We start from the raw sequence: 17,960 nt of genomic DNA, 5'->3' as shown, positions 1-17,960 counted from the left end.
GGGAATCCATGAAACCACTCAAAAAAGTCCGAAACGAAATTCAGCGCAAAGAAGAGATTCTTGCAACCGTCCAGTCAGAACTGGAAGTACTGCGGGAACAGGAACGTCAGCTGGAAAACTCAGAGATGATTGCAGCAATCCGTAATGCCAAATTCTCTGCCGATGATATGCTGGCACTTGTTCAGGCAGTGAAAAAAGGCGGTACAGATCTGTCCGCCCTGATCCCTTTGGCAATAAATGCCACCACAACACCCACACCATTTTCCGAAAGCGAGGAGGAAAACCATGAAGTTGAAGAAGATTAAAACACTCTTGACTGCTCTTGCATGTGGCTGCCTGATGTTCGGGCTTTCTACCACAGCTTTTGCCTATACAGATGAAAACAGCAGCGAAACCGAAATCAGTTCCGAACCGGTCATTGACCGTTCCGATACTTCTTATTCTGAAGAAACAGGAACCAATCCATTTACTGCTGATGGAAACGGAACACTTCAGGATGAAGCCAATTCCAGCCAGAATAAGCTTTTTTACACCGTAACAACCAAAAATAATAACACTTTTTTTCTTATTATCGACAAAGACCGTACCAGTGATAATGTATATATGCTGTCCATGATTGATGAAGCGGATCTGCAGGATTTCATTGAAGAGGAGGAAAACGATACCACTGATATATCCCAGTCCCAGGACAGCCCGGTCACATCCTTGGATACAGATGCCCCGGAATCGACAACGGAATCTGAAGAAACGACTTTCCCCAGTGAAACAGAAGAAGGCCCAACAGAAAAATCAGATTCCAAAAGTCCTCTGGGATACATTTTACTGATTTTTCTTGCCATCGGAGCCGTTGGTGCATACTACGTTCTGAAGATCCGTCCTGGAAAGGATATGGAAGACGAGGAAGATGAAACCGCTTACGGCGGAGAAGAGCAGCCGGACGATATCAATGATGCCATGGAGGAAGAGGCAGAAATGACTGAATCTGAAAAAGAGGATGCTCCGGAACTTTCAGAAGAAGGTACCAATTCCGATGGGAATATTCCATTCCAGGATTATCCGGAAATTGAAGAGGATGCCGATGAAAAGCAGTAAATAAATGTCAGGAATTCGATAAACCCTGACCCCAAAACGGGCGGTCGCACCATTTGATCGCCCGCTTTTACAGGAGGAATCAAATTATGCCATACCGTCTTATATTAGCTGAAAAACCCAGTGTTGCACAAAGCATCGCCAAAGTACTGCATGTTACCAACAAAAAAGAAGGATATCTCGAAGGTAACGGTTATCTGATCTCCTGGTGTATCGGACATCTGATCGGTCTTGCCAATGCAGAAACATACGATGAAAAATACATCAGCTGGAAAAAAGAAGACCTTCCCATTATCCCGAATCCATGGAAGCAGACTGTCTCCCCGGATAAAGCGAAACAGTTCCGTATTTTAAAAGAACTGTTAAACCGTAAAGATGTTACCGAAATCATCTGCGCTACCGATGCCGGACGGGAAGGAGAATTAATTTTCCGAAACGTCTATTACCAGGCAGGATGCAAAAAACCTTTTCTCCGTTTATGGATCAGCAGTATGGAAGATTCTGCTATACTGGATGGTTTTTCCCATCTGCATCCCGGTACGGATTATGATAATCTATACCGATCTGCACTCGCCCGTTCTCAGGCAGACTGGCTGGTCGGTATTAATGGCACCCGACTCTATACCAGCCTGTATGGTACACTGCTCCGGGTAGGTCGGGTACAGACTCCCGTTCTTGCCATGCTGGCAGAACGATCCGAACAGATTGCAAACTTTCAAAAACAGCCTTATTGGAATCTCCACCTGACTGCCGGAGCACTGACCGTACACCGGGAGAAAATTTTCAATAAAGAAGAAGCGGATCGCCTTTCCACACTTTGTCAGGGAAATCCCCTGGAAATCCGTTCAGTCAAACAGGAAGAGCGAACCGCAGCACCGCCCCGGCTTTATGATCTAACCACGTTACAGAGAGAAGCCAACCGTTATTTCGGATACACAGCCCAACAGGTTTTGGATACTGTACAGTCACTTTATGAAAAGAAGCTATGTACTTATCCCAGAACTGACAGCCAGTTTATCACAGAAGATATGGAATCATCCGTTTACCGTCTTGTAACAGAATGCCGCCGCATCTTTCCTTTTACAGCCGGTTCAAATCAGGACATCGATGTAAAACGCTGCATCAATAATAAGAAGGTCAGCGACCACCATGCCCTTATTCCTACCGCTGAAATTGCCAAGGCAGACCTTTCCCACTTGACAGCCCCGGAACGTAATATTCTGGAACAAATTGCCATGCGCCTGATCTGCGCCACCGGCAAAAAACATCGCTATCAGGAAACCAGCATTATTGCAGTTTGCAATGGCGAAGAGTTTACCGCAAAAGGAAAAACCATCCTTGACAATGGATGGAAAGAGACAGAGCAATGCTTTCGTAAAAAACTCAACAGTACGGAAAAGGAAAATGCAGAAGATCCGGAACCCCTGCCATTCGTTCAAAACGGGCAGAATATGGGGACTGCAGCGACACAGATTACAAATCACTTTACTTCTCCGCCCAAAGCTTACACGGAAGATACGCTCCTTGCCGCTATGGAAACAGCGGGAAATGACAATTTTGATAAGGACACAGAAAAGAAAGGACTGGGAACCCCCGCTACCAGAGCCGGGATTCTGGAAAAGCTCGTAAAGAGCGGTTATGTCACTCGAAAAGGGAAAAACCTGATTCCTACTCAGGAAGGAATGAATCTGGTTTCTGTCATGCCGGAGCCATTAAAATCTCCGATTATGACAGCAGAGTGGGAAAATACCCTGATGAAGATTGAACGGGGCGAGGTATCCGATGAAGCCTTTCTTTCCGGTATCATTCACATGGTAAACGAGCTGGTAACAGCGACTTCTGCACCATCACCGGAAAAGAAGCAGCTTTTTTCCACATCCACAAATTCCTCCGACTCCATTGGTGCCTGCCCCTGGTGCGGCTCACGTGTCCTGGACGGAAAATCCAGTTATTACTGTTCTGACCGGAACTGTGGATTCTGTCTTTGGAAAAAAAGCAGTTATCTGGAGAAGATGAAATGCTCTATGACAAAAAAACTGGCAACAGAACTTTTAAAAAACGGACATTCCCACATGAAAAACCTATACTCCGCCCGAACCGGAAAAATGTTTGACGCAGACCTTGTTCTGACAGAAACGGTGGATAAAAATGGTTCCCGTATCGCAAGTTTTCAACTGGAATTTCCCAACAGCAAAAGTAACCCCCGCTAATCTTCTTTTCTACTTTTGTCCACCGTGAACAAAAGTCAGTGAAATCAAAATTCCCTATCAATGCTGCAAATACATAATCACACAACTCACAGTCGGATTGATAAAGTCCGGCTGTTTTTATGCTTTTTTACGCTCCTGCGCCTATTACCGATTAGAAATATAAGGCATGATCTTTGCCGCTAAAAAAACGGTTTTTCACCGTAGAACAGGAGCGTAATGATATGAAACGAACACATCACTCCATTTCCCGGACATCAACCGGTTACCGGTTCGTTCCGGAGTCTGCTTTGGAGTTTACTTTCCGAACAGGTTCTTTAACCGAGTACCTTTGGTACGGACTGTGAGGCGGCCATGGCAAGTACCATAAAAAAAGTCAGTGAATTATCCGAACTGACTACATACAACATTACACGAACCCCGGAAAACTGGATGGGCTTTCTGGACACCGCTTCCAGAATCTACAAATATTCTTTCAATGAACAGATTTTGATTCATGCCCAGAAACCGGATGCAACCGCCTGCGCTTCCATTGAAATATGGAACAAAAAAATGCACCGCTGGGTCAATCGTGGTTCCACCGGCATCGCATTGATCGATGATACCGGTGCCCGACTCAGGCTTAAATACGTTTTTGATATTGCAGACACTCATCCCGGAAGAAACGGACGGATACCATTTCTCTGGGAAATGAAACCAGAATATACAAACGCAATTCTGGATCATCTGTCTGATACCTATAACCTTACAGAATCAGAATTGTCCTTGCCTGATGCCCTTCAGGCGATTGCTGCTTCTTCTGCCAGAGATGCAGCGGATGATTATTTTAATGATTTCCAATACGCGGTTCCCGGAAGTTTCCTTGAAGATCTGGATGAACTGAATCTGAAGGTCCGTTTCCGTGAACTGTTAACCAGCAGCATTCAATACACTTTGCTTCGCAGGTGCGGTTTTGATCCTGACGAATATATGAATGCTGAATCTTTCCTCAATATTTCTGAATTCGATACGCTTGCTACGGTCAGCCAGCTTGGTTTTGCAGCCAATGAAACCGTACGCCCGATCCTCGTTGACATAGGACGTGAAATTCGTTCCATTGAACACGAAAATTACAGGCAGAACCATCTTGCAAATCCAGGTAACGTATCTTATAATAATTTTATCACTTTAAAGCATGAAAGTTCAGAGAAAACAGGAGGAAACGATCATGAACAAAACCCTGACATACACCAAAACCGGCGATTATCTGATCCCGAATCTGATGATAGACGAACAGCCCAGCGAAATTCCAGGCAAATATGGGATGCTTCGCAAAACCTATCTGAAGGAGCATCGGGGCGGGACGTACCAGACACTTCTTCTGAGCGGCAAACTGACCGAACACCTTTTGGAGATCGACAGGACAGCCAATACCAGAATCGAACGAATCACGAACCAGCTGCTTCAATCGAATCCAGCTCCCGACAAAGCAACGAACCCACTGAGCTGGACAGCACACATGAATTCCCTGCATCAGATGGCAGAGGAAATCGTGCTGACCGAACTGGTTTACAATTAAGCAAGTCTGATACACGCAAAACCGAAGAACCGGCAGCGGAGGATGTCACATCTTCCGCTGCTTTTATTTTGCCGCAGTTTCCTTCTGCTGATGAACAGATGCAGGATCTTGGTGCTGAAAAAACACCCGTTATGCTGATAGAATCTGTTCCAGCTGAAGTCCTGGATGATTTGCTCACCGGAGGCAGCAACCATAAAAATAGCCAGCTTCGGATTGTCGCTCTTTATCTGGAAGATATTCCCGCTCCCAAACGGGCTGTTTTATTAGCGAAAGAATATGGTGAAAGTACAACCGGTATCCGTCTGGAAGGCACTGATTACGTTGCTGGTTTTAACCACAACGGTATTCAGCTTGCACTGGGAGATGATCTATACTCCGCCGGGGAAAAAGCATATGTCTCCTGGGAAGATGCCGAACACCGGATTCAGGAACTTCTGGATAGCGGACATTATGCTTCTCAGAGCATCATAGACAATGCCATGGAGCTTGAACGGGAAGAAACCGCTCTATCCATGCTGTATCTTTACCGCGATTTTGATTACGAAAACTTTTCTTTCGTTTATTTCGACCGGGAGGAAATTTCCGGAGGATATCCGGAAGCTACCGCGCATCTCGCAGAAAAACTCAAAAATCCAGATGAATTGCAACGCCAGATTGGGATACTGCAGCAATTTTATCAGGATTACCAACTGGACCACAGCATTCTCCGCTTTCACTATCACAAAATTCCGGAGCTGCTTGACCGTCTGGAACGGCTGAGTTTCGCAAACAGAATCTACCATACTTCCGATGATTTTCTGATGCCATCACATCAGCGGTATATCCCATTTAACCAGATACAGGATCACCTCTGCAATCGCAGCCGTGATACGAAACTCGGTATTTATTCCTGCTTCCTGCAGCATACTGATTCAAAAATCCGTTCCAATTATCTGCAGAATTCATATGGCATTATGGGCGGAACCTATCCTGCAACTCAGGGAAATGACTTTCTTTCCTTTGAATACAGCAGCCGCGGGTTAAAATACGCACTGGAATCTCCAGATGGCACCACGGACACGGTTACACTCAATTGGACAAAAGCAGCCCGACTGATCGAGTCACTGATCCAGACGGACCATTTTCTGACACAAGAAGAAAAGACGTATAAACCTGCCTTTGAAATCGAATATCTTGCCAGGGAAATTACCCATTTTCGTGCTGATATGCCAAAAGACATTCAGCTTCAGATGCCGATCCAGCTGGAAGGGAACTTTATTGATCAGGATCGCTATCAGCAGGATATCGTAAAAATCATGGAAGCACTGCTTCATCCGGAATTTGTTGCAGAACTGGTTGATTTCATGCAGAATTCCGTCAATCAGCTTCCGGAAGATTATCATACTCTCCCAAAAGATCAACGATATCTGCAGGATATTGAGGAATTTCAGAATGGGGAATTTACCCTGTTCCCTGAACAGACGGAAAATCCCATGGAACCTGTTGCTCCAAACGAATCTGAAAAAGAACTGTCAGAACCGGTATCCAATCAGGGAGAACTGCCCGTCCAGGAACTTCCTTCCAAAGATTACATACCGATTGGTGCAGAGCTTTCCATTGACGAGCGTCTGTTCCGTATAGATTCCATCGATTTGGAAACACAGAAAGTTTCCCTGATTGACCTGACCTTCCTGCAGGCAGTCGGTTTCCCGATTACACGAATAGAAAATTTACAGGATGTCCGCAGCCTTGTGGAAGAACAGCTCCTTTTCACATCAGAGTTTTCACAAGAATCCTTCATTCCTGCAGAACCCGAAACAGCCTTCCAAGATACCGGGCAGTCTCCGGTTATTCCCTCTAAGGAACCGGTCAATTTCCAGATTACAAATGAAGACCTGGGAGCCGGCGGACCGAAAGCCAAATTTCATGCCAACATGGAAGCCATCAAACTGCTCCAGACACTGAACTTTGAAGACCGTTCTGCAACACCAGAAGAACAGGAAATCCTGTCCCGCTATGTTGGCTGGGGCGGCCTCCCCATGGCCTTTGATGAGAACAATAAGAGCTGGGCTGATGAATATACACAGCTGAAAGAACTGCTCTCCCCGCCGGAATATGAAGCCGCACGTTCCTCAACTCTCAATGCCCATTACACCAGCCCGGCAGTCATCCGTGCAATGTATGAAATACTGGAAAATATGGGCTTTACTTCCGGCAACATTCTGGAACCATCCTGCGGAATTGGGAACTTTTTCGGATGTCTTCCGGAAACCATGCGGGACAGCCATCTATATGGTGTGGAACTGGATTCCCTTACCGGTCAGATTGCTAAACAGCTGTATCCAAAAGCAGACATTACCATAGACGGTTTTGAGCACACACATTTTCCTGATGATTTCTTCGACGTAGTTATCGGTAATGTTCCTTTTGGAGCCTACCAGATAGCAGATCGCAGTTATGACCGTTACAAGTTTCTGATTCATGATTATTTTATTGCAAAATCACTGGATCAGGTCCGCCCTGGCGGTGTGGTAGCCGTCATCACTTCCAGCGGTACACTGGATAAACAATCGTCTTCCGCCAGAGAATATCTGGCACAACGTGCAGATCTGCTGGGTGCCATTCGCCTGCCCAACAATGCTTTCCGGCAAAATGCAGGTACTGATGTTGTAGCAGACATCCTGTTCCTGCAAAAAAGAGACCGGGCACCGCTCAAAATGCCAGAGTGGGTCAGTCTCGGGAAAACTGCGGAGGGGTATACCGTCAACCAGTATTTCACCAGTCACCCGGAAATGGTCCTGGGAAGTTTTTCTACCGTAAGCACTCAATATGGCAAACAGGAAGTAACGGTCGTTCCTTTCCCGGATACCGATTTGGAACAGCAGTTAAAAGAAGCTGCTCTCCATATCCATGGCACAATTTCCAATCAGGTACTGGAAGACAGCGATCTGGATCTGCAGGTAAGCATTCCCGCCGATCCTTCTGTACAAAATTTCAGTTTCACAGTCCTAGACAACCATGTTTATTACCGTGAAAACTCAGTGATGAACCGGATGGATCTTCCTGCCGCAACTACAGAGCGCATCAAAGGTATGGTAGAGCTTCGGGACACAACCCGGATGCTTCTGAATATGCAGTTAGAAGATGCCGGCGACCATGAAATTCAGAAACAGATGGACTTGTTAAACCAGCAATATGACCGTTTCAGCGAAAAATTCGGCTTAATCAACAGTGCCGGTAATCGCCGTGCCTTCAGTCAGGATTCTTCCTATTACCTGCTCTCCTCTTTGGAAGTGGTGGACGAAGATGGTAAACTGGAGCGAAAAGCAGACATCTTTTCCAAAAGAACGATCCAAAAACCGGAACCGGTTACTTCCGTTGATACTGCTGTTGAAGCCTTATCTGTCTCCATGGGAGAAAAAGCCTGTGTTGATCTGGACTACATGTCAGAACTGTATGGGAAAAGTAAGGAAGAAATCTGCGAAGAATTGCATGGACTGATTTTCAAAGAGCCGATTTCGGAATGCTGGCAGACAGCAGATGAATACCTTTCCGGCAATGTGCGTGAAAAATTAAAGACTGCGATTACTTTCGCAGAAAATTATCCGGAGTTCGCCTCCAATGTAGCATATTTAAAACAGGTTCGGCCCAAAGAACTGACTGCAAGCGAAATTGGAGTGCGGCTGGGAGTCAACTGGATTGAACCGCAGCTGATCACACAATTTATGCAGGAACTGTTACATACTCCATGGTATCAGATCCATCGCGGCAAAATCGCGGTTCAATATGCAGAAAGTACCGGGGAATGGAACATCAAGGGTAAAAGTGTTGACTCCGGTAACATCACCGCAAATGTAACTTATGGTACTGAGCGTGCTTCTGCTTACCGTTTACTGGAAGATGCACTGAATCAGAGACAAACCAAAATTTATGACACCAAAATCGATGAAAACGGGAATGAACGCCGGGTAATCAACCGGAACCAGACTATTCTTGCACAGCAAAAACAGGATGCCATTAAACAGGCATTTAAAGACTGGATTTTTAAGGATCCAGAGCGTCGTGAAACACTGGTACAGCGTTACAATGAACGTTTTAACAGCATCCGCCCCAGAGAGTACGATGGAAGCCACCTGTCTTTTCCGGGTATGAATCCTGCCATCAAGCTCCGCCCGCACCAGAAAAATGTCATCGCTCATATCCTGTATGGCGGTAACTGCCTGGCCGCACATGCTGTCGGCGCCGGAAAAACATTCAGCTGCATCGCTGCCGCAATGGAAAGCAAACGTCTTGGTTTATGCAGGAAATCCCTTTTTGTTGTCCCCAACCATCTGCTTGAGCAGTGGGGTTCTGACATTCTTCGCCTTTATCCCAATGCCAAAGTGCTGGTTGCTACCAAAAAAGATTTTGAACCGTCCAATCGTAAAAAATTCTGTTCCCGCATCGCTACCGGCGATTACGACTGCATTGTGATCGGGCACACGCAATTTGAAAAGATTCCACTTTCACCGGAGCGCCAGAAAGCAATCCTGAAACAACAGATCACAGATGTAATCGAGGGAATTGAAGAAGTCAAAAACAACAATGGGGAAAACTTTACCATCAAACAGATGGAAGCCACCAAAAAAAGATTGGAAGCCCGGCTGACCAAATTAAATGAAGGAAAAACCAAGGATGATGTCGTAACGTTTGAAGAACTCGGCGTTGACCGGCTCTTTGTAGATGAAAGCCAAAACTTCAAAAATCTCTACACCTTTACCAAAATGAATAACATTGCCGGTATTTCTACCACAGATGCCCAGAAATCTTCAGATATGTATGCGAAATGCCAGTATATGGATGAAATTACCGGCGGACGCGGCATTACCTTTGCCACAGGCACACCGATTTCCAACAGCATGACGGAACTCTTTACACTCATGCGCTATCTGCAGTCAGATACGCTGCATCAAATGGGCTTACAACATTTCGATTCCTGGGCAGCCCAATTCGGAGAAACAACGACCGCTATTGAACTGGCACCGGAAGGAACCGGCTACCGTGCCAAAACACGATTTGCCAAATTTGTCAATCTTCCGGAACTGATGAGTGTGTGGAAAGAAACGGCAGACATTCAGACTGCAGACATGCTGAACCTGCCAACACCGACACCAATTTTTGAAAATATTGTTGTCCCTCCTTCCGATGCCCAGAAGGAAATGGTCGCTGCTTTGGGAGAACGTGCAGAAGCCATTCATAACGGTCTTGTTGATGCATCTGTAGACAATATGCTCTGTGTAACCAACGATGGACGGAAACTGGCACTGGATCAGCGTCTGATCAATCCTCTTCTTCCAGACGATCCCGGCAGCAAAGTCAATTCCTGTATAACAAAAACCTTTGAATTATGGGAAAAGACAGCTGAATCAAAACTTACACAGGTCATTTTCTGTGACCAATCCACGCCGAAGGGAGATGGTTCCTTTAATGTTTATGACGATATCAAACAAAAACTGATCTCCAGAGGTGTCCCGCCGGAAGAAATCGCTTTTATTCATGATGCTGATACGGATGCAAAAAAAGCATCCCTTTTTGCAAAAGTCCGTTCCGGTCAGGTACGGGTGATTCTTGGCTCCACCTCTAAAATGGGTGCAGGGACCAATATCCAGGATAAACTTGTTGCACTCCATCATCTGGATGTTCCCTGGCGTCCATCTGACGTAGAGCAACAGGAAGGCCGTATTCTCCGGCAGGGAAACCAGAATGAATCCGTCCATATCTTCCGCTACCTGACGGAAAGTACCTTTGATGCGTATATGTGGCAGATACTGGAGAATAAGCAGAAATTCATCGGTCAGGTCATGACCAGTAAATCCCCTGCCCGCTCCTGCGAAGATACAGATGAAGTATCCCTGAAATATGCAGAAGTAAAAGCTCTGGCCTCCGGCAATCCGCTGATTATGGAAAAGACCGAATTGGATATGCAGGTATCCAAGCTGCAGCTGATGAAAGCCAGTCATACCAGCCGGCACTATCAGCTGGAAGATCTTCTTCTGAAAAGCTACCCAAAACAGCTTTCCCAAACCACGGCACTGATTAACGGTCTGGAAAAAGATCAGGACACTGTAAAGGCAAATTTACCATCTGATGCAGAGCACTTCAAAATGACCATTACCGGAAAGGAATACACGGATCGAAAAGAAGCCGGAACCGCAATCATCGCTGCCTGCGCCGAACTGAAAACGGTCCATTCCGGCGGCACGATTGGGGAATATGCCGGATTTCCCATACAGGTACAGTTTGATTCCTTCACGCAGAAATTTAATCTGACATTAAAAGGAGAAGTCAGCCATATGACGGAAGTGGGTACCGATCCTTCCGGCAATATCAGCCGAATCAATCATGCATTAGGAAACATAAAAGTAAAAATAGAAACGGCAAATCAACGACTTCAAGACCTTCAAAACCAGATCGCTGAAGCCAGAGAAGAATTGGAACGTCCTTTTCCTCATGAAGAAGAACTGTCCCAGAAGCAGGCACGATTGAATGAAGTCAATGCCATGCTGGATATGGATATCAGCAGCGAAGAAGTTGTATCCGACCCCTCACCAACCAAATCTGCAGTGGATGCTGTTCCATCTTCCAATCATGAACATGCCAAACCACAAGCGGTATCTTCGGCAAAAGCCATATTTCCCCGTCAGGCATATGCCGACTCACCCAAAAAACATTCTGTCCTGGACAAACTCAGGGAAGCTCAAACATTGGCCAATGAACAGAAAAGCGCATCATCACACAAAAAAGAGCACTCTTTGTAAATTTCTTTCCCGCCGGATAGATCGGTATCCGGCGGATGAAAAAGGAGATTCTAGTTATGCCTCAGAATAACACCTCTTATGAAACACAGCAAAAACGGATTCGTGAAGTGACCGAGCGTCTGGAAGCAGGAATCAAAGATTTCCTCAGTTCCGAAAAATATCAGGATTATCTGAAAGTAATGTCCCGTTTTCACAACTACAGTTACAGCAATTCCATTCTCATTGCAATGCAGAAACCGGACGCTTCACTGGTAGCCGGTTACACCACCTGGGACAAAAAATTTGAACGCCATCCCAAAAAAGGATCTCACGGTATCAAAATATTCGCCCCGGCACCAGTAAAAACCAATACCTTTGTCGAACGCGAAAAAATAGATCCTGTCACCAAACTGCCCGTTTTAGACGAAAACGGAGATCCTGTCATGGAGAGCATTGCCGTCAAGCGGCCTGCATTTAAAGTCGTGACTGTGTTTGATGTATCAGATACCGAAGGCAAACCGCTTCCGGAACTGGATGTTCCCCAGCTGACTGGAGATGTGGAGCAATATGAGTTACTTATGGATGCGATCCGGCGCACTTCCACTGTCCCCATTGAATTTGAATCAATTACCAGTGGAGCTAATGGGTATTTCAGTCTTACAGAGAAACGAATCGCTATAAACGAGGGTATGAGCGAACTCCAGACTGTCAAAACTGCCATCCATGAATTAGCGCACTCCCGGCTGCACGACATTGATACCACAAAGCCTGTTCACAAACTTCCTGCTCAGAAAGATAAAGCGACAAAAGAAGTGGAAGCAGAAAGTATTGCCTTTGTCGTTTCCGAGCATTTTGGGCTGGATACCAGTGATTATTCTTTCGGTTACATAGGCACATGGTCTTCCGATCGTTCCTTACCGGAACTCAAAGCCTCTTTACAGACCATCCGCGATACATCGACATCCATTATTACTGACCTGGAAAAACATTTATCAGAACTTCAAATTGAACACTCATCGGAGCAAAACATGGACAAACCTTTTGATAAAACGAACTGGAGATGTTACATCATTCCAGATCTTATGACCTGGACCGGACAAAATACTGCAAAAGACAAAACTCCAATAGAATATTTTAATACTTTTGAAGAAGCAGCAAACCGCTTTCAGGAACTGCGCAGACAGCCTTACAATGCAGAATCTGCAGTCAATGAAAGCAATCATCTTCCTTACAGCCGTCTTACCTTTGGAATTCAACGGGAAGAGCCCCCCTCCGCTGCTGACCTTCTGCATGTACAAAACGGAAAAAATGTTTTACTGGAAGACTTTTCGAAAATGGATTTGCTTCGCTCTGACACTCAGGTGCTGGAAATTCTTTCCCGTTTAGGATCGGAAATCGGATTCGATCAGGTTCTTGTTCACCGGAACATGACCAATGAGGAAATGAAATCATTTACCCGAGATCACTTTTCTGACAAGCTGCAGCAAAGTGATCTTACTCCAATGCAACAGCAGCAATACATGAACACCTTTGATGAACTCTACGAGCAGGGACAGATGGATGCCCTGAAACCGTCTTCACACCAGCAATCCATTACGGAACTGCAGCCATTTTCTACATGGCAGAATCCATATTTTGAAATCAAAGACACCCCTCAACGCCTTGCTGCAGATATTGATACATTTGCCTATAACTTCGACCCTTACGAGTATGCGGACAACACAGCGGAAGAATCCACCTTTTCACAGGTTTTAGACAGCATTCTCAATCATGATGCATCGTACATAATCGATTGGCTGAAAGACATTGCAGAAGAAGATTCTGAATACAGTGCGTGCGCAGCCGAGCTGATTCAACGTCTGGAAGCCATGACAACGGAGCCCGAACAGGAAACGGTTCTGCAGATCGGTTCGCGCTATCTGCAGATTCAATCTGCCAGTGATGGTTCCTGGGATTACAGCATCTATGACCGAAATCTGCATCTACTGGATGGCGGTCAGATTGGCGACGAATCCATGACTTTCACAGAAGCCCGAAACGAGATTCTGAAATCCTGTGATTTTTCGATCAATGAACCACCGATCCGAATTGATCCAGATCATTTTTCTGAAATGCTGGATGCATACGAACACAATTTAAAATGCCCGCTTCATCCTCTGACCTTGGTAGAAGCACGTAAGCAGGGAACTATGGATGAATGGCGCATCTGCCACAATGCAAATGAAGCCTGTGCAGCTCAATTTACCAAAGAATACTCTCTTGCTTACCACAACCACCAGGTACCGGAATTTCTGGATAAAATGGTGGAACGGTATGGGATAGATCGCTGCAAATTTGTTCTTGCCGGAACCATACAGCTGGCTCCCCGGGACAAAAGGTACCATACAGAAATCCGGGAAGCTGCCAATCAGATCAGGATTCCCGGTGCCAGTGAAGATCCCAGTCATGATACGCGGCTGAACTACCTTGTCAACTGCCATCCTGTCATGATTGATGCCGCCTTCCGTGATCTGATGGCCATGGAAAAGGAAAAAAACAAAAATATTTCCCGGCAGGAAGATTCCATAAGCCCAAAACAGAACGATTCCAAAGAAAAACCTTCACCGAAAGGAGGGAAAAAAAGACGTTCTTCTGTTCTGAAGAAACTGAAAGCCAAACAGGCGGAGTTATCTTCCAACGATTCCTCTCCTAAAACGCCTGAAAAAGCAAAACCACAACTGTAGGCACAAAAACATAAAGGAGACATTGATGATGAACCATCCTGCAAAATCCCCAGCAGAATATGTTCTGCCATTTTCTATGGACTACACCGTAGAAGAAATTAATTTAATCTGTATTTATAACACCAGCAACCGTTACATTCTCATTACGGAGATAGAAGAAGCCTTATCTTACGTTGATGATCCGGAAATGCTTTCGCTTATGCAGAAAGTATTGGAAAAACTCTATACGACCCCGGATCAGCGCTTTTCAGAACTTCCTCTTTTTCCTGCTGAAGATGAGGATGAAACTATCGAAAGGAGTACATTATGAAACCTGAAACCACCACTTACCATCGTCCATCAATTCAAAAAGCATCTCACCACCGATTAGAAACCTACCAGCAGAAACTTCTTGCACTGTCATCTGCTAAAAACAAATCCCAAAATTCCAGTACTTCGAAAGGAGACAGATAAATATGATGAACCAGAAAGAATTTTTCGATTATGTAGCAAACCATCTCCCGGAACATCTTCCGGAAAACCTGTCCGATATCCGGATCACCCCACAGGATACGATCAAACACAATGATCAGACTCTGCACGGTATCATGTTTTCCGATGGAGACGCCTCCCCTATCGCTCCGGTCCTTTATTTAAACAACTTTTATGAAGCATATCAGGATGGTCAGCATCTTGAAGATGTCATGAACGATATTGCGGAATCCACCATTGCAACCTGCAGTATTGGTTTTCCATTCTCTCCTGAAGATACGAAAGCGTTCATTAGCAACTATGAAGCTGCGAAAGAACATCTCGCGATTCATCTTTGCGATACCAGTGAGAACATGGAACGACTGAAAGAATTGGTTCATACAGAACTTAGCGATTATTCCATGACTTACCACATTCAGATTCCGCAGAATGCAGATCCGGATCATGTCGCCAGTGTTACTGTCACAGAATCGCTCCTGAACTCCTGGGGCATTTCGAAAGATGAGCTTCATCAGGATGCATTACTTGTCCAGCAGGACAGTCATCCCATGCTTTGTGATCTGGAATCCGTAATGTTACAGACAATGGGCTTTGGATCAAAACCTGTAAATCTGTTGGAAGAACCTGCTGACACATCATACGATACTCCGTCTACTATGATGTATGTTCTGACCAACGCAGATAAAATGCATGGAGCTTCGTTAATCGCTCAAGAAGACATCCTCCAAAAAGCCTCCGATTGTCTCGGCGGAGATTATTATATCCTCCCTTCTTCGGTCCATGAACTTCTTCTCCTGCCTGCTTCTGGAGATCTCACTGCAAAAGATCTGGTTGACATGGTACAGCAAGTGAATGCCACGGAAGTCTCAGAAGAGGATCGTCTTTCAGACAAAGTACAGTTTTATAATAGTGAGACCGGCATACTGGAAAACGCCCTGGATCGACAGTTCCGCTTAGAACATGGTGATCTGCTTCCCCCTTCCCATTCATCTGATCAAATCTCATATGATATCTATCAGGTTCGATCCGATGATGATACCCGTGACTTCTGCTTCTCCAGTCTGAAAACACTGAAACATCTCCATCTGCAGGTTGACCCGTCAAATTATGAGAAAGTCTATTCCGGCTCCGTCCCTGCACTGGATGGAAACGGCAATCCGGCAGAGACCTCGGAAGTGCTGGAAAGTCTGTTTGAGAAATTCAATCTGAAACACCCTGCAGATTACCGTGGACGTTCCATGTCGGTCAGTGATGTCGTTGTTCTCCATGAAAACGGACGGGATACTGCCCATTTTTGCGACAGCATCGGTTTTGTAGAAGTTCCGCAGTTCTTCTCACCTCTTACCTCTGTTTCCCTTGAAACTGCCGGTCTGCATGTGGAAGGACATGATGGCACCTGGCACACCATTGAACAAAAAGAAATTCTGGGACATGACTTCTTTTTAATGGAACACGATGAATTTGGTTCCGATGTAGCAAATGTCGTTGTAGACAATTCAGGTAAACTGGTGGCAGAAAACCTTTGGGATGGATTCAATCAGGATATTGTACGTATGATTACAGAGGAACAGGGATTCCTTTCCGATAAAACTGCTGTCCAGACTGCTTCTCTGACAAATGACTCCGCAGCCGCCCCGGCTTCTCCAACAGAACGAAACTACCTGAAAGCTGCAGAAGAATATCAGGAAGAAAACTACGACTGTATTGATGGACGCATGAGCACCCAAAACAAACTTACTCCCGGGGATGATACCGAATCCCATCCGGAACAGCGGCCTTCCGTTCTTGGTAAACTGCGTGACAAACAGGCACAGGTTTCAACCAAAACTATAACTCCAAAACCTGAAAAAAGTCACACCCATGCTCCGTCTCTCGATTAAACATTTCTCTTTCGCTTAACAGCAACAGACCTCGGACAATGCCTTCGCACTGCTCCGAGGTCCTATATTTTCTTATCTATAATAGATCGTCCAAATACGAACGTGGAATTGTCCTGACGATGCCCCGTTTCCGGTCAAATTCATCATATAATGCTTCGATTTCTTTTTTCCTGTCCGCTACTCTCCTATTGTTATACAAATGATACATTGCCTGGATGGTAAATACATCATCTTTCGCAGTGATTGTTCCATCATCCATCATCTGAAACAGAATTGAAAATATCTTCGCTGTCTCGTCCATTTTATCGCCAGTAAAAATAATCTCTTTCCCTGCATATTCCAAACGGGCAACCATTGCCTCATCATCTATATTCAAAGATACTTTCCCGCCATGAATACCTGCCTCTTTAACCAGCAAATGATATAAAGATAATATTTTCTTTTTCTTCTCTTCGTCAAAAATACGTTCATATTGTGACAAAGTCAATTCCGCAACTTTCTTAATGAATTCCAGCTCTTCTGCCTTTTCAGCTTCATCTTGTGGACTATCCTCATAGTTCTCGCAGAATTCTTTCAACTCCTGCATTTCCGCTTCGTATTCTTTACTAAAATCTTCTTCCAGATACATTTCATCCCTCCAACACCAACCATATGACCTCATTTATCTTACTGTATATCTCGTCATTTTATTCTAAAACCGTAGATTACGGCTATAGATTATTATAATATTCCTGCGCCGTAGGTACAATATAAAAAATACATTTTTCAACAGAGGAGGGTTGATATGGAACTGGACTACAAATCAATTGGCAAGCGAATTAAAATTGCAAGAATTCAAGCCGACATCACACAGGAAACGTTATCAGAGCTTGTCTCAATTTCGCCCTCTCACATGAGCAACATCGAAACAGGCACAACACATGTCAGTCTGACCACTATTGTTGCAATCGCTAATGCGCTTCAAGTCACAGTTGATGATCTTCTCTGTGACAGTGTGATTCACTGTAAAGAACCTTTTCAAAATGAGATGGCTGCTTTGCTTAACAGCTGCGATGAATATGAAATACGCATTATCCGCGATACTGTAACTGCACTATTGGAAAGCCTTCGCCGTGATAAAAAACTTCGTAATAATCAACCTGTTTTATAGTCGGACGCTATATGACGCTTCCGGCTTTCTTATATCTTCATTTTCACATTATTCATATATAGATAATAGGTTATTGTATGATACATAGAAGACCTTTTCCGAAAGAGTCCAACGTCAATTCGGAACT

The 17,960-nt window shown here is 45.0% G+C and carries 9 protein-coding genes; 8 read left to right on the top strand and 1 reads right to left on the bottom strand.

What is annotated here, in order from left to right; genetic code table 11:
- The first annotated feature begins 8 nt into the window (after positions 1-8).
- The 7 genes from ACTNB3_RS12145 (at position 9) to ACTNB3_RS12115 (ending at position 16,683) form a co-directional block, all read left to right on the top strand.
- Positions 9-305, top strand: a complete 297-nt coding sequence (locus ACTNB3_RS12145) for a hypothetical protein (protein ID WP_441025940.1) — start codon at positions 9-11, stop codon at positions 303-305.
- Positions 286-1,092, top strand: coding sequence for a CD1107 family mobile element protein (locus ACTNB3_RS12140; protein ID WP_441025938.1), 807 nt, complete (start codon positions 286-288; stop codon positions 1,090-1,092). Before ACTNB3_RS12145 ends, ACTNB3_RS12140 begins: the two co-directional genes overlap by 20 nt.
- 86 nt (positions 1,093-1,178) lie before the next feature.
- Positions 1,179-3,299 (top strand): DNA topoisomerase 3, encoded by a 2,121-nt coding sequence (locus tag ACTNB3_RS12135; protein WP_441025936.1) that lies wholly within the window; start codon positions 1,179-1,181, stop codon positions 3,297-3,299.
- A gap of 351 nt (positions 3,300-3,650) precedes the next feature.
- Positions 3,651-11,630, top strand: coding sequence for an Eco57I restriction-modification methylase domain-containing protein (locus ACTNB3_RS12130; RefSeq protein ID WP_441025934.1), 7,980 nt, complete (start codon positions 3,651-3,653; stop codon positions 11,628-11,630).
- A 56-nt stretch (positions 11,631-11,686) separates the two neighbouring features.
- A complete protein-coding gene (locus tag ACTNB3_RS12125; RefSeq protein WP_441025932.1) occupies positions 11,687-14,332 on the top strand; it encodes a DUF3849 domain-containing protein in 2,646 nt (881 codons plus the stop codon).
- 25 nt (positions 14,333-14,357) lie between these two features.
- Positions 14,358-14,642 (top strand): transposon-transfer assisting family protein, encoded by a 285-nt coding sequence (locus tag ACTNB3_RS12120; RefSeq protein WP_441025930.1) that lies wholly within the window; start codon positions 14,358-14,360, stop codon positions 14,640-14,642.
- 145 nt (positions 14,643-14,787) lie between these two features.
- Entirely contained in the window at positions 14,788-16,683 is a 1,896-nt protein-coding gene (locus ACTNB3_RS12115) for a DUF5688 family protein (protein ID WP_441025928.1), read from the top strand.
- A 76-nt stretch (positions 16,684-16,759) separates the two neighbouring features.
- Here the strand turns inward: ACTNB3_RS12115 and ACTNB3_RS12110 are convergent, their stop codons facing one another.
- Complete coding sequence (locus ACTNB3_RS12110; RefSeq protein WP_441025926.1) at positions 16,760-17,311, bottom strand: hypothetical protein; 552 nt, start codon at positions 17,309-17,311, stop codon at positions 16,760-16,762.
- Positions 17,312-17,467: 156 nt separating this feature from the next.
- Between ACTNB3_RS12110 and ACTNB3_RS12105 the strand changes: the two genes are divergently transcribed.
- A complete protein-coding gene (locus tag ACTNB3_RS12105) occupies positions 17,468-17,833 on the top strand; it encodes a helix-turn-helix domain-containing protein (protein ID WP_441025924.1) in 366 nt (121 codons plus the stop codon).
- Positions 17,834-17,960 lie beyond the last annotated feature (127 nt).

The organism is Bariatricus sp. HCP28S3_D3, from assembly GCF_052065755.1.
Lineage (GTDB): Bacteria > Bacillota > Clostridia > Lachnospirales > Lachnospiraceae > Allocoprococcus.
The sequence above is the reverse complement of the archived record's forward strand: the minus strand, read 5'-3'. Positions and strand labels throughout refer to the sequence as shown.